The sequence below is a fragment of the Streptomyces durocortorensis genome, from assembly GCF_016901035.1.
In the GTDB taxonomy this organism is placed as follows: domain Bacteria; phylum Actinomycetota; class Actinomycetes; order Streptomycetales; family Streptomycetaceae; genus Streptomyces; species Streptomyces durocortorensis.
In genome coordinates this window covers 1-576 of record NZ_JAFEUF010000547.1, presented here as the reverse complement: position 1 = coordinate 576, position 576 = coordinate 1, and the positions used below count along the sequence as shown (strand labels likewise).

Below are 576 nucleotides of genomic sequence, written 5' to 3'. Positions count from 1 at the left end.
GGGGCGGCCGGGCGCCGGGGCCCCGGCGGCACGGCCGCCCGCCGGCCCCCCCCCCCGCCCCCCCCCCCCCCCCCCCCCCCCCCCCCGGGGCCGGGCGGAAGGGGGATGCCGGAGGCGCCCCCACCGGACCCGAGGCGGACGGGATCAGCGATGGCCGGTGACTCCGCGGCGCCGGAACCCTCCACGTCGGCGCGGGCCGAGGCCGGGACCGCGGTCGTCGGAGATTCCGCGGCCCCGCAACCGCCCGCACCGGGCCCCGGCGGGGCGGCATCGGCGGCGACCGCCGGTCCCACGGCCCTGGAGGCCTTGCGGGTGCCGGAGGATCTGTCGGCTCGGGTGCCGGCCGAGCAGCGGGGTGCGGGGCGGGACGACGTACGGCTGCTCGTGTCGCGGGGGCGGGCCGTCTCGCATCGTGCGTTCCGCGAACTGCCCGGGGAGCTGCGGGCGGGGGACGTACTGGTGGTGAACACGTCCATCACGTTGCCCGCCGCGGTGAACGGGCGCGTCGGCGGGGAGCGGGTCGTCGTGCACTTCTCGACGCGGGGTGCGGACGGGCGGTGGGCGGTGGAGCTGCGG

At 81.2% G+C, this 576-nt stretch carries 1 protein-coding gene; it reads left to right on the top strand.

Annotated elements, in window-relative coordinates:
* Positions 1-150 precede the first annotated feature (150 nt).
* A partial coding sequence (locus JS521_RS37130; RefSeq protein ID WP_239488314.1) for an S-adenosylmethionine:tRNA ribosyltransferase-isomerase occupies positions 151-576 on the top strand: 426 nt, incomplete at its 3' end.